The following is a 13223-nucleotide window of genomic DNA, read 5'->3' on the forward strand; positions in this document are numbered from 1 at the left end:
GGCCGGCGACGTCCTAGAAGGTCTCCGCCCGGCAGGGCTGTCACCGGCCTGCCAGATCGCGCCGTAGCGCGCGGGCGGTGTGGGAGGTGGGGTGCTCCAGGAGTTGGGCGGGGCTGCCGGTGAAGAGGACCTCGCCGCCGCCCCGTCCGCCGTCGGGGCCGAGGTCGGTGATCCAGTCGGCGTGCTCGATGACGTCGAGGTCGTGTTCGATGACCAGGACGGTGTTGCCCGCGTCGACCATCCGGTCCAGGAGGGCCAGCAGGGTCCGGGTGTCGGACATGTGCAGGCCGGTGGTGGGTTCATCGAGGACGTAGATGCCGCCGGTCCTGTGGAGTTCGCCTGCGAGCTTGAGGCGTTGGCGTTCGCCGCCGGAGAGGGTGGACAGGGGCTGGCCGAGGGTGAGGTAGCCGAGGCCGACCTCGTTCAGCAGGCTGATCCTGCGGATGAGGGTGCGGTCGGTGAAGAAGCCGGCGGCTTCCTCGGCGGTGAGGCCGAGGACGTCGACGATGTTCCTGCCGCCCAGGGTGTGGGCGAGCACGGCGGGGTCGTAGCGGGTGCCGGCGCAGGTCTCACAGGTGGTGGTGACGGGGTCCATGAAGGCCATGTCGGCGGTGATCTCGCCCTTGCCGTGGCAGAGAGGGCAGGCGCCGCGCGAGTTGAAGCTGAAGTACCCGGCGTCGACGCCGCCCGCCTTCGCGAACGCCTTGCGGAGGGTGTCCATGATGCCGAGGTGGCTGAGCGGGGTGGAGCGGGAGGACGCCCCGGTGCTGCCCTGGCCGACCACGACCGCTTCGGGGTGCTGGGCGGTGAACACCTCGGTGACCAGGGTGGACTTGCCCGATCCCGCGACCCCGGTGAAGGCGGTCAGCACCCCGGTGGGAATCTCCACCGTGATGTCCTTGAGGTTGTGCAGGGCGGCGTCCTTGACCGTCAGCCAACCGGTCGGGGTGCGGACCTGTTCCTTGAGCGCCGGGGTGCGCCGCAGGCAGCGCCCGGTTGGGGTGTCGGTCTTCCGGAGGCCGGCGGCGGTGCCCTGGTAGACGACGCGGCCACCGTGCGTGCCCGCACCGGGACCCATGTCGATGACGTGGTCGGCGGCGGCGATCACGTCGCGGTCGTGCTCGACGACGAGCACGGTGTTGCCGCGGTCGCGCAGCTCGCGCAGCAGCGCGTTCATGCGGCCGACGTCTCGGGGGTGCAGGCCGGTGGACGGCTCGTCGAAGATGTACGTCATCCCGGTCAGCGACGAGCCCAGGAAGCGCACCGTCTTCAGGCGCTGCGCCTCGCCACCGGACAGGGTCGAGGTCTCACGGCCCAGGTTGAGGTATCCGAGCCCGATGTCGTCGAGGCGGCGCAGTCCCGAGGCGGCCTGTTCGGCGAGCGGGGTACCCAGCGGGTGGTCGACCTGGCCCAGTACGTCGAGCAGTTCGGTGACTTCCATCGCCATCCAGTCACTGATGCGGTGCCCGTTGACGCGGGTTGCCAGCGCGGCCTCGTTGAGTCGTGCCCCATGACAGCTGGGGCAGGTGCCTTGGATCGTGAAGTCCTCGACGGCCTTGCGGGTGCGGGGCGACAGGGTGGAGATGTCCCGGCCCAGATAGAGGCGTTCGAAGCGCGGGATCAGTCCCTCGTCGGAGGCCGCCGAGGAGCCGGGTTCACCGTGCAGCAGGCGCTGCCACTCCTGTGGGGCGTAGTCCTTCAGCGGCTTGTCCAGGTCGAACCGGCCGGTGCGGGTGAACAGGCTCCACTGCACACCACCGACGTTGAACAGCGGAAAGCGCAGCGCGCCCTGATTGAGCGACTTGGTGGTGTCGAAGAACGTCTCCAGGTCGGGCTGGACGGTCCGGCCGAGCCCGGCACAGGTCGGACAGGCGCCCTCGGGAGTATTGAAGGAGTACGCCGTCGCCATGCCCGCCGAGGGCTCTCCCGCACGCGAGAACAGCAAGCGGATGATCGAGGCGATGTCGGTGGCCGTACCGACGGTGGACCGGGCATGGGCGCCGATCGGCTTCTGGTCCACGACCACCGCGGTGGACAGATGGTCGATCCGGTCGGCGTCGGGCTTCTCGTAGCGCGGCAGCCGGTTGCGGACGAAGGTGGTGAAGGTTTCGTTCAACTGCCGCTGTGCCTCCACCGCGAGGGTCGAGAACACCAACGACGACTTGCCCGAGCCCGACACCCCCGTGAAGACCGTGATCTTGTTCTTGGGGATACGCAGCGAGACGTTGCGGAGATTGTGCTGGCGTGCGCCCTCGATGAGGATTTCCTCGTTCATGCGTGAGCTCTCTGAAAGTTCGTGTTCCAAGCGCAGAGGTCTCCCCTGCTGGTCGCCCTCAGCAAATGCCGGGCCATGCGTGTCGCCGCAGCGCGTCGGCCCCTGGTGTCCGCTCACCGTCCGGGCTTCCCGAGAGCGTCGATGCGGCCGATGTCCTCGGCGCTGAGCTCCAGGCCGCGAGCGTGGAAGTTCTCGGCCATGCGTTCCGGACGCCCGGACCTGGGGATCACCGGGATCCGGTGCGCCAGCTGCCAGGCGATGATGACCTGCGCCGGGGTCGCGTCGTGCGCGGCGGCTATCTGGACGAGGACGGGGTGGTCCAGTCCGGGCTTGCGCGGACGGAGCGGGCTGTGTCCTGTCAGCACCACTCCGCGCTGGTGGTGTCCTGCCACCACGGCCGGGTCGTACAGCGGCGGATTGAGGCGGACCTGATTGACGGCCGGGGCCTGGCCGGTCGCGGCGGTCAGCGCGTCGAGCTGGGCCAGGCCGTGGTTGCTCACTCCTGCGTCGGTGGCCAGGCCCTGCTCGGCTGCGGCCAGGAAGCTATCCCACACCGCGGCGTTCTCGTTCGGGTCCTTGAGCGGGAAGTGGAGCAGCCACAGATCGACTTGCTCCAGGCCGAGCAGGCCCAGCGACCGCTCCAGTGCGTCCTGCTCCCTGCCGGGCTGCCGCTGGGCGAACTTCGTGGTCACGAACACTTCGGTGCGAGGTAGCCCGCTGGCGGCCAGCGCCTTCCCCACCGCTTCCTCGTTGCCGTACAGCGTGGCGGTGTCGATGTGCCGGTAGCCGGTCTCCAGGGCCAGCGAGACCGCCCGATAGGCGTCGTCGCCCTTGAGCTGCCAGGTGCCCAAGCCGAGCGGCGGAATCGCCGGCCGGCCTCGCACCTGCACGGGCCCGGGGCGGGCACGCGTGACGGTGGCGTCTGCCAGGGGGAAACGCATGGGGGTCCTTCCTCCAGTAGGTCACGAGGTCATGGACGGATCTCGGCGGCGAGCCGGCGCGGGTTGCCGGCAGTGGTGCCGGAACAGGGTGTTCAGAAGGTGGTCGCAGGAGCCTGCCGGCTGCGGATCCGGCCGCGCAGCCCTACGAGCGTCAGGTTCGGTGGCCGGTACCGCGCTGTCACGGTCAGCGGACGCGGCCCGGCTGTGCCCCGACCCTAGAAGCCCAATAGGTCAGCGAATGTCCGGTTGAAGGGCCGTGCGTCCCCGCGCGCGGACCGTCGCACCCCTTCTCGTGAGGCGGCGCCCTCTTGGCAGAACAGGACCCGGGGCAAGCCCGCGAGACGCCCTCGTGAACACCCTCATCCCGCATCGGCTGAGCGACGATCACGCTCTGGCGCGGCCGATCCGACGTCAGCGGGCGAGCGTGGCCTCCGGGGCCGGCTGCCCGTCCTGCTCCTTGGCGCAGGCACCGCCGACGGCGTCGGCACCCTTGCGCCCGGCGCTGCGCGGCACCGCGTACAGCAGCGCGAAGGCGGCGAGGAAGGCGGCGGCGACGTACGGCAGCGTGTGTGCGAAGGCGTCCGGCATCTTGGCCGCATGGGTGGCGGGGTTGCCGTCGCCGCCCAGGTGGTTGAAGAAGATCACCGAGGAGAGGGCGGTGCCGACGGCCTGGCCGAGCTGGGTGGTGGTGTTGTTCAGGCCGGAGGCCGAACCGGCGTGCTGGTGCGGCACGTCGGACAGGGTGATGTCCGCCAGCGGTGCGACGATCAGGCCCATGCCGATCCCCATCGGCACCAGCGGCAGCATCGTCTGCCACAGCGTGATGTCCGTGCCGTAGTGGCCGGTCAGCCACGCGAAGAGGACCATCCCGGCCGCGGCGATCAGTGCGCCTGCTTGGAGCACCCCGCGGCCGAAGCGCGGCACCAGCACCTGCATCGAAACGCCGGCGCCGGCCATCAGCAGCAGGGAGAGCGGCAGCCCGGACAGGCCCGCCTTCAGCGGCGAAAAGCCCAGCCCCAGTTGGAGGCGCGGCCTCCGACGTTCACCGCGCTGCAGATCGCCGAAGTCAAGGCACTGGCCTGCCAGTTGCCCACCGAGTCCGGAGCCCCACTCTCGCGCTGGTCGTGCCCCGAGCTCGCACGCGAGGCCGTCACCCGGGCCGTCACCGACTCGAACTCCGCCTCCACCGTGCGCCGCTGACTCAGGGACAACGTACTCAAGCCTCGGGAGCACCGTTCCTGGACCTTCATCCGCGACCCGAGCTTCCGCGCCACCGCTCAACGAGTCCTGGACCGGTACGCGCGCGTCTTCGATGGCACGCCGCTCGGAGAGGACGAGTTCGTCATCTCCGCGGATGAGCAGACCTCCATCCAGGCCCGCTGTCGCTGCCATCCCACCCTGGCCCCGGGCCAGGCCCGTCCGATGCGCGTCAACCACACCACGCCTACGGGCGCGGCGGCGCCTTGGCCCACCTGGCCGCCTACGACATCCACCAGGCCGAGGTCTTCGGCCACTGCGAACAGAGCACAGGCATCGTGCCGTTCATGAGACTGGTTGAGCAGGTGATGGGCAACGAACCCTACGCCAGCGTGAATCGGGTCTTCTTCATCGTCGAAAACGGCTCCTCGCACCGGGGCAGGTCGGCCCCCGTTGTGGCGGTTGGGCGGCGCGCGGGCGGGCCACGACCGCGCCGCTTCAGGCCACGGAGGCTGTCGGCGTGGGGGTGGCACCGTGCAGAGCCCGGAGGGCGCTTTGGTGCGTCAGCCAGCCGAGAAGGTGTTCCTTGCCCGGGTCGAGGACGGCCAGGCCGGTGCCGGTGGCAGTGATCAACACGTGCAGGGCGGTGGCGAGCGGCATGTCCGTGGTGAGGGCCGGGTCTGCCTGGGCGAGGTCGCCCGCCTGTGGCGGTTGGGCGTCTGGTGCGTCAGCGAGTGCTTCGGCGACGGTGCGTGCGGTGAGTGTGCCCGCGTAGCGGCCGTGGTCGTCGAGGACGGGGAGTACGCCGTGGTCGGAGCGGACCAGCAGGTCTGCCGCCGTTGCAAGGTCGGTGTCCGCGGTCAGTGGTGCCGGCAGTGCCTCCATCACCGTGCCCACCGTCTGCGTGCCGAGGGTGGTGTGGGGTGCGGGGGCATGGAGGTCGATGCCGCGGCGGCGGAGTTTGAGGGTGTAGATGGTGTCGCGGGAGAGCAGGCGGCTGGTGGCGGTGGCCAGGACGACGGCGAGCATCAGGGGCAGGATGATCGAGTACTGGCCGGTGAGTTCGAAGAGGATGACGACGGCGGTGATCGGTGCCCGCGAGGCGCCGGCGAAGACCGCACCCATACCGACGAGGGCATAGGCGCCGATGCTCCCGGCCGTGTCGGGGGTGAGGTGGCCGGCGATCGTGCCGTATGCGGCGCCCAGCATCGCCCCGATGAACAGGCTCGGTGCGAAGACGCCGCCGGAGCCGCCGATGCCGATGGTCAGGCTGGTCGCCACGACCTTGCCGACCAGGAGCAGCAGGAGGAAGGCGACGACGTAGCCGCCCTGGGCTGCGTGTTGGAGTACGGGGTAGCCGACGCCGTACATCTCGGGCAGGGCCAGCAGCACCAGGCCGAGGAGCAGTCCGCCGGCGGCGGGTCGCAGCCATTCCGGGCCGTGCCAGGCCCAGTCGCAGGCGTCCTCGATCCAGTACAGGACGCGGGTGAAGCCCACGCCCACCCCTCCGGCCACGACACCGAGCACGGCGAACAGCCCGTACTGTGCGAGGTGTTGGACGTGGAACGGGGGCAGGGTGAGGAAGGCGGTGTCGCCGAACGCCGCGCGGCCGATGACGCTGGCGGTGACGCTTGCGAGCACGGTGGCGCCGAACGCCTCGGCGCTGAAGGCGCCCAGGATCAGTTCCATGGAGAAGAAGACGCCGGCCAGGGGGGCGTTGAAGGTGGCGGCGATGCCGCCGGCCGCGCCGCAGGCGACCAGCAGCCGCATCCGCTCGTCCCGGACCTTCACCATCCGCCCCAGGGTCGAGCCGAGTGCGGAGCCGATCTGGACGATCGGCCCCTCCCGGCCGACCGACCCGCCGGAGCCGATGCACAGCGCGGAGGCGAGCGCCTTGACCACGGAGACCTGGGGATTGATCCGCCCGCCGCGCTGGGCGACGGCGAGCATGACCTCGGGGACACCGTGGCCCCGGGCCTCCTTGGCGAACCGGTCGACCAACGGCCCGTAGAGGAGTCCGCCCACGACGGGGGTGATGACGACGAAGGCCGGTCCCAGCCACGGCACGTGCGGGTTCGCACTGCCGCCGGCGCCCGCGTAGTCGGCGTGGCCGGAGAAGAGGTGGGTGAACGTGGTGATCAGCCAGCGGAAGGCGATCGATCCCAGACCGGCACCGGCACCCACCACGATGGCGAGTACCAACACTCCCCACGACGCTCCGCGCAGCCTCGCCGTGAGGGACGGGGGCCGTGCCTCGACGACCGAGGTCTGCGCGACCGTGTCGGAAGGGGGCACCGCATCTATGCCGGTCATATTTTTCCTCTCCTCGCTCTTTTTGCATTATGCAAACGATGTCAAGGGCGTCCGCGTCCGAGGTAGAAAGGAACATGATCGAGGGCGAGGGAGCGTTACCGGACATGGCGGACGTGGACGAGGTCACCCGGGCGGTGCTGACCGCCTCGCGCGTGCTGGTGGGCGTCTCCGCACGCTCCCTGGCGGCCGCTGAGGACAAGGTCACCCTCCCCCAGTTCCGCCTGCTGATCGCACTGTCCGCACACGGGGACACCAACCTGTCAGGGGTGGCCGAAATCCTCGGTGTCAACCCGTCCACCGCGATGCGCATGATCGACCGGCTCACCGCCACTGGCCTCACCGAACGGCAGCCCAACCCCGACAACCGGCGTGAATCCCTGATCCACCTCACCGAGGACGGACGCCGGATCGTCGACGAGGTCACCGCCCGCCGTCGCGAGGAGATCACCGCCATCGTCAGCCGCATGGACCCCGACCAGGGGCAGGCCCTGGTCGACGCCCTCACCGCCTTCGCCGAAGCCGCCGACGAACCCGCGGCACCCAGCGCCGGCCCCGACGCCTACCCGCTGGGCTGGACCGACAACACCACCCGCTAACAAACCGCCAGGCCCCGTCCGACGCGAGGTTCGACGGATCGAACGCCAGAAGAAGTACCTGTGGCCGGGCTCGACCGGGTCGGCGATGGTGCGCTGGCGGAGCTTCGTCCGCCAGCCGAATCGACGGTTGTGGGAGTACGAGCGGTGGCTGCACGAAGTGGGCATGTTGCGGTGACCCGTGGCAGGCTCGCGAGTTGCTCGATGCGGCGATGCTGGTGATGTCCCGCCGCCGGTCGCGCGAACTCCGCAGGCTCGTTGAGACTTTGGACCGACGGGACTGATACGGGGCGGCACCACTGCCACTGCTCGGCATCGTGACTTGGAAGCCCCATCCAACCCTTTCCACGGCGCCCGTCGAAAGCCTACGGAATGGCGAGTATCAAGCTCAAGCGATCCGGCATCACGGCACCGTCATTATGCACATGCGGGATGCGACAATCGGGATCCTCGTTTCGGCAGATTCCCAGGCCGAAATTCCTGATGGCGATATGCGGCCATTGGCGGTGCATGTCTGGGGGGACAGGCAGGCGTGATATAGAAGGTGCGGCGAAAGCGGTCGCTGCCGGAAAAGCGTTTGACGCTCGCCGAAGTCTGATGGTTGTTCGAAACGGTCCAGTACCGTCACCGCAGCGCTGTCGAGCGACGCGTCAGAAAATGGGAGCAGCACCGCGCAGTGGCCAGCAGGCACGACAAACACCACTACGTCTTCAACGGCACCCTCGCCGTCTCAGCAATCGCGGACAAACGGGCCCGCCACTACCAAGTGCTGGTGACCCTCGCCTGCCTACGGCTTTGGCTGCCATGACTGTGCAGACACGACCTAGGAATATGGGGTAATCCACCTGGATTAAACACTCTCTGCGGGCTACCGGCCTGCGGCGGGAGTCTCGGCGAATCGCTTCTTGTATGCCTTGACGAAATGGCTGCTGTCGGCGAAATGCCAGCGGGCGGCGATCTCGGAGACGGTGAGGCGTGTCGAGAGCAGCTCTGCCCTGGCGCGTTCGAGTCGGCGTTCGCGCACGTATCCCATGACCGACGACGTGCCCCCTTGACCGAACGCGCGGTAGAGGGTGCGGACGGACACGTTCAGGGCCGCCGCGATCCCCTTGGGGGCGAGGTCGGGGTCGGTGAGCAGCCGGGCCTCTATGTGGTCCATCGCCGCCCTGAGGAGCGCGGGTGCGAACTCCGCGTCGTCGATGACCTGGTCGTTCATGAGTCCTCTGAACAGCTCCAGGGTCGCGTTGCGGGCGGCCCCGGCTGCGGCGGCACCGAGTCCGTCCGCCAGTTCCGCCCAGAGACGGAGGTGGGCGAGCAGAAGGGCCGCGGCGGGTGACGCCTGTTCCGCGGTGACCGCCCGCGTGTTCGCCGGGAAGCGGATCTCGCTCGCGGGAAGGACCAGGGTGATCGCCCGGGTGCCCCGGGCGACCTCGAAGTCCCAGAGATCCTCGTTCCTACGCGCGCACAGCATTCCGGCCGTCGCCGTGGCTCGCTGCCCCTTCGTGGCGAACCGCCACTCACCGCTGAGCGTCACACTTGTCACGATCCGGTCCTCGAGGTGCCCATCAGGACCCCCGGTGCCCCCCGCGACCGCGTCGCTGCACTGGTCCTCCAGGAAGAGGTCGAGCAGATTCTGCTTCCAGATGCGGGCGCGGTAGGTCCCTTCGCTGTGCCGCGGCAGCCGCATGGGCGGAGCCGGCACCGACTCGCCCCCCTGACGCCGCCACTCCCTGAGGAGCACGGAGTTCCGGTTCTCGTTCGCATACGGCACGGTGACGTCGACCAAGGGTGTGGAAGGGTTCCCGATCCGCCAAGGAGACCCGCTGACTTCGGTGCGCATCCGGACCAAGCTACTCCTCCCCCTGGCCACCGCCCCGGCCAAGGCTCACCGTGCGGCCCTGGGTGGCAAGGAAGTACAACGCACGGGGCCGACTGGTACAAGTCGCCGGCGTCCGGGCCTTGTCATCATGATCGGGCGCCTGCTCGCCTCCCCGGCACGAGCGGGTTCTCTCCTCTGGGACGAGCAGGTTTCGCCGGACCTCCGGGGCCCTGGTTCCGAGCGCCTGGGCGCTGATCCGCCTGTCCAGGTCTGTTTCACTCACCAACTGGAGTATTCGGTGTCCGAATCCGTGGTGACTCTCTTCGAGAGTCTGGTGGGCGCTGAGCCGCCGCACGACGTACCCGTTCTGTTCGACACAGCGTGCGTGATGGGCGGGAGCATCGCGGGGCTCCTCGCGGCACGGGTGCTCTCCGACCGCGCGCGCCGGGTCGTCATCGTCGAGCCCGACGAGACATCGGCGGAGGCCGAGTCGCGTTCCGGGGTGCCCCAGGACCAGCAGGTGCACACATTGCTGCCGGCCGGTCGGCTGTGGATCGAGCGGTGGCTTCCCGGTGTTTCGCAGGAGGCGCAGGACCGGGGCGCGTCGCTCGTCGGACCCGACAAGCAGTTTGTCGGCTACGACGACATCCGGCAGGCATCGGACGGCGTGGGCCACCAGTTCCTCGCGGTCGGGCGTCCTCTGCTGGAGACTCTCGTCCGGGCCCGGGTCACCGCCCTGCCCAATGTCTCGGTCCTGCGGGCGCAGGCGACCGGGTTGCGATACGGCGACGGCGCCGTCGTCGGCGTGCGCTTCGCCGGGCCTGGGAACGGAGATCAGGGAGAGCGGGCGGAGGGGGACCTCGCGGCGGACTTCGTCGTGGACGCGATGGGACGCTCCAGCCGGCTGTCGAACTGGCTCAGGCAGGACGGTTACGACCAGCCCCGGCTCGAACGGCTGGAATCCCCGGTCAACTACGCGACCGCGCTGTTTGAGCGCCCAGTGAAGTTCCCGGAGCTGGAAGTGGCGACCGTACTGCAGCTGTTCACGCCGCAGTACCCGTCGGGCGGAGTGTCCGTCGCGGCGGCGAACGCGATCGAAGAGCAGCAGTGGCTCGTCATGCTGATGGGCTACGGCGACAACCGGCCAGGCAGGACGCTCGACGAGTTTCGCGCGCGCTGTGCCGCGCTGCCCGCGATATTCAGCGACATCACCAGTGGCGGCGTCACCCGTGGGGTGGTGACGTACCGTCAAGCGGAAAACAGGCGCCGTCACTTCGCCGAAGCGGGCTGCCTGCCGGCGCGCCTGGTCAGCATGGGGGACGCCGTGGCCTCCTTCAACCCGGTCTACGGCCAAGGCATGAGTTCCGCCGCGCTGCACGCCTCCTGCTTGGCCTCCTACCTCGACAGCGGTACCGATCTCGACGAAGCGGCCATGGAGTTCTTCCGTCTGCAGCAGGTGGTCGTCGACGCGGCTTGGGCCGTGTCCGCGGGAGGTGACGCCGCCCGCATCGACGCCGAGAACGGTACCGAGGTGCCGGAGGAAGTACGGCAGCAGCGCCGGGTCATGGCGCAGATCGCCGGCGCCGCCCTCGCCGATGCGGATGTGTCGCGGGCATTCAACAACGTCTCCTACATGCTGCGTCACCCCGACACACTGTTCGATCCGGAGCTCCTGGAAAAGGCGGCGGCCACCACCGAAGGAGCTGCCGCGCAATGACGGACACCACGTTCGACCGGTCCATCGGCCTGTCGGACCGGGCGGTGCACGACGACTCGGCGCTCGAAGAACTGCCGACTCTGCTCGCCCCTGACGCGACCGTCCGAATCGGTCCGGGATAGTCCGTGACTGTGCGGCCAACGCTGCTTCCATCGCGCCCACTTCGCCAGCTTCGCCGACCCCCGCAAGGAGTTCACCCGACTTCCCGGCCAAGACGTCGTTGCCGTTGGTGAGTCGGCGGTAGGTGATCCGTCTGGTGGCTACGGCGGTGAAAGCGAGGAAGGGCTCGGGCTTGCGCTCGTAGCGTCGGTGCAGGTGGCGGCAGTTGGAGAGCCAGACTCCTCAAGGACTCACCAAAGATTAACCTTGAACAACCAATTGATAATCCGAACGCCCCAATCGCCCGCGCCTCGACAGGATGCCCCTGTGCGTAGGGGGCAGCGGCTGCGGACTCTGTCAACTTCTCGCTGCCTCCGTGGGTGGAGCCCGCGCAGTTCGTTGGAACGTCCATGACCAGCAGGGTCCGGTGGCGATGGCAGGGGCGGCGGGCATGACAAGAGAGAGGTGCAAACACATGGGTGCCAGTAGCGTCATCGACGAGACCGGAACGGGACGTGGCGGCCCGGGAGAGCCGTCGGTTCCCGCCCCGGACAGGATCGAGGGGGGTCTCTCGGGAGAGCGGCTGGTGTTGTTCACCGACGCGGTGACCGCGATCTCCATCACCCTGCTGATCCTGCCGTTGGTGGACCTCGTCCCCGAGGTCGCGTCCGCCCACGAGGGCGCCAGCGAGGTGATCACCGGTCACCTCGACCAGGTCTGGAGCTTCCTGCTCAGCTTCGCGGTCATCGCGAACATCTGGCAGGAGCACCACCGGGCCTTCTCGACGGTCATCAAGGCCACCCGCTCCCTGACGGTGTGGAACATGGGGTGGCTGCTGTCGGTCGTCGTGCTACCACTCCCGACGGAGATGATCGGCGCCTTCGGCCGCGACCGGTTCGTGGCGGCGTTCTACTACGCGGTGCTCCTGGTCGGCATGGTGTGCCGGCTAGCCATGCTGAAGGTCCTGAAGAGCAATCCGGGGATGGTCGAGGGCGATGGCGAAGAAGCCCGCCTCAGGATCGCGCGCCTGTACACCGACAGTTACATCAACGTCATCGCCGTGGTCGTCGCGTTCGCCCTCGCCCTCGCCGTACCGATGCTGCAGTACTACAGCCTGCTGCTACTGATCCTGCCGGGGCGGGTGCGCTTCACGGGCCGGCGCCGCTCGCGCTGACCATCGGAACGGCCAGTGCCCGGGTATCCGCCTGAGCCCTGGGGCCATCTGCCCTGCGGCTCGGGGATTCGGCGGCCACGGTGCACACGGTGGGGCCGGCAGGAGACCACCTGCCGGCCCCACTGCTCCCCGCGCCTCGGTCTTGATCGGGTCGGCGTGCTTCGGCGGCTCACCCGGCTGAGGCGGACAGCTGCCCTCCGTCTCACCTGCCGGTGGGGGCGTGTCAGCGGCAGTGGGCGAGTCCCTCGTCAGGTTGCTGGTATCGGAGTAGCGCCTCCGGACGCGTGGGCGCCTCGGTGAACGTCCCGTACGCCTCGGCCTGTTCATCGGTCAGAAACTTCGCCGGCACGGCCGGGCCGTAGCGAGCCCCGACGCCCACCCGACCGGTTTTCCCCGAACCTCAGCAGGGTCCACGGCCGGTGCGCCAGCCGTATTGACCACGAGCGTTGTTGACAGATGGCGAGTGGGCGAGGACTGGCTGTTCCACGTCGACGGGCGTGGGCGAGCCGGAATGTGGTTCAGCCGCTGGCGGCCAGGGCCCGCAGTCGGTCCAACGTCTCGCGCATGACGTCTTGCAGGACTTGATCCTCGGCGGCGGTGACCCATCGCGAGCAGGCGACGCGGAACACCACGATGCCGGTCTCGGCGGCCAGGCTGGCCTCGATGTCGCCGATGCCTCGCTGTCGCAACCTGTCGGCCAGGGCGGTCGACAGGGATGTGAGCTTGATCAACTCGCGTTCGCGGAGATCGGCGTTGGCCATGATCACGGCCTGTCGCTTCCGGGCGAGCTCACGGTCGACACCCACCATCTGGGCCACGGTTTCGAGTACGGCCGCGACGGCATCCAGCGCCGACGTCGTGGTCGGCAACCCCTCAAGCGCAGCCAGCGACTTCTCTTCCAGGGCGGAGGAATCGCCGAAGAGGACCTCGCGTTTATCGGCGAAATACCGGAAGAACGTGCGCGCGGTGACGCCCGCCCGCTCAGCTATGTCCGCCACCATCGTCTGCTCGAAGCCGCGCTCCAGATAGAGCGACAGCGCGGCCTCGCGCAGCCGGTCACCGGCCCCAGGCTTCCACCGTCCCATGCCGCGAGTC

General features: G+C 69.0%; 11 protein-coding genes and 2 pseudogenes. 6 read left to right on the forward strand and 7 right to left on the reverse strand.

Translation table 11 applies throughout. The features are described from left to right. Nucleotides 1-40: 40 nt before the first annotated feature. From ACLJT4_RS32530 to ACLJT4_RS32540, 3 genes are all read right to left on the reverse strand, one after another. On the reverse strand, nt 41-2275 hold the full coding sequence (locus tag ACLJT4_RS32530; RefSeq protein WP_411127827.1) for an excinuclease ABC subunit UvrA: 2235 nt from the start codon (nt 2273-2275) through the stop codon (nt 41-43). A 113-nt stretch (nt 2276-2388) separates the two neighbouring features. After that, complete coding sequence (locus tag ACLJT4_RS32535) at nt 2389-3216, reverse strand: aldo/keto reductase (RefSeq protein WP_411127829.1); 828 nt, start codon at nt 3214-3216, stop codon at nt 2389-2391. Between the two features lie 411 nt (nt 3217-3627). Beyond that, entirely contained in the window at nt 3628-4302 is a 675-nt protein-coding gene (locus tag ACLJT4_RS32540; protein WP_411128003.1) for an MFS transporter, read from the reverse strand. On the opposite strand from ACLJT4_RS32540, the gene ACLJT4_RS32545 reads away from it, so the two are divergent. After that, nucleotides 4237-4416, forward strand: a complete 180-nt coding sequence (locus tag ACLJT4_RS32545; RefSeq protein WP_411128013.1) for a helix-turn-helix domain-containing protein — start codon at nt 4237-4239, stop codon at nt 4414-4416. The genes ACLJT4_RS32540 and ACLJT4_RS32545 overlap by 66 nt on opposite strands. A 495-nt stretch (nt 4417-4911) precedes the next feature. Here ACLJT4_RS32545 and ACLJT4_RS32550 read toward each other — a convergent pair whose 3' ends face one another. Further along, nucleotides 4912-6615 (reverse strand): chloride channel protein, encoded by a 1704-nt coding sequence (locus ACLJT4_RS32550; protein ID WP_411128005.1) that lies wholly within the window; start codon nt 6613-6615, stop codon nt 4912-4914. 215 nt (nt 6616-6830) lie between these two features. On the opposite strand from ACLJT4_RS32550, the gene ACLJT4_RS32555 reads away from it, so the two are divergent. Continuing rightward, nucleotides 6831-7322 (forward strand): MarR family winged helix-turn-helix transcriptional regulator, encoded by a 492-nt coding sequence (locus tag ACLJT4_RS32555; RefSeq protein WP_020929292.1) that lies wholly within the window; start codon nt 6831-6833, stop codon nt 7320-7322. 616 nt (nt 7323-7938) lie between these two features. Continuing rightward, a pseudogene (locus ACLJT4_RS32560) lies at nt 7939-8127 on the forward strand (hypothetical protein); the annotation flags it as partial. A 60-nt stretch (nt 8128-8187) separates the two neighbouring features. Here the strand turns inward: ACLJT4_RS32560 and ACLJT4_RS32565 are convergent. Further along, the gene (locus ACLJT4_RS32565) at nt 8188-9021 is read right to left on the reverse strand and encodes a helix-turn-helix domain-containing protein (protein WP_411127832.1); all 834 of its coding nucleotides are present in this window, start codon (nt 9019-9021) and stop codon (nt 8188-8190) included. A gap of 70 nt (nt 9022-9091) precedes the next feature. Here ACLJT4_RS32565 and ACLJT4_RS32570 point away from each other — a divergent pair, with 70 nt between their 5' ends. Next, entirely contained in the window at nt 9092-10855 is a 1764-nt protein-coding gene (locus tag ACLJT4_RS32570; protein ID WP_411127834.1) for an FAD-dependent oxidoreductase, read from the forward strand. Further along, entirely contained in the window at nt 10852-10977 is a 126-nt protein-coding gene (locus ACLJT4_RS32575; RefSeq protein ID WP_411127836.1) for a hypothetical protein, read from the forward strand. Before ACLJT4_RS32570 ends, ACLJT4_RS32575 begins: the two co-directional genes overlap by 4 nt. Nucleotides 10978-11080: 103 nt before the next feature. On the opposite strand, the pseudogene ACLJT4_RS32580 reads toward ACLJT4_RS32575, so the two are convergent. Next, nucleotides 11081-11191: pseudogene (locus ACLJT4_RS32580) on the reverse strand (IS5/IS1182 family transposase); the annotation flags it as partial. 238 nt (nt 11192-11429) lie between these two features. On the opposite strand from ACLJT4_RS32580, the gene ACLJT4_RS32585 reads away from it, so the two are divergent. Beyond that, nucleotides 11430-12128, forward strand: a complete 699-nt coding sequence (locus tag ACLJT4_RS32585; RefSeq protein ID WP_411127838.1) for a TMEM175 family protein — start codon at nt 11430-11432, stop codon at nt 12126-12128. Between the two features lie 518 nt (nt 12129-12646). Here ACLJT4_RS32585 and ACLJT4_RS32590 read toward each other — a convergent pair. Beyond that, nucleotides 12647-13213 (reverse strand): TetR family transcriptional regulator, encoded by a 567-nt coding sequence (locus ACLJT4_RS32590; RefSeq protein ID WP_411127840.1) that lies wholly within the window; start codon nt 13211-13213, stop codon nt 12647-12649. Nucleotides 13214-13223: the final 10 nt, after the last annotated feature.

This window comes from Streptomyces sp. x-19 (assembly GCF_046549115.1).
GTDB classification, from domain to species: Bacteria; Actinomycetota; Actinomycetes; order Streptomycetales; family Streptomycetaceae; genus Streptomyces; species Streptomyces albulus_C.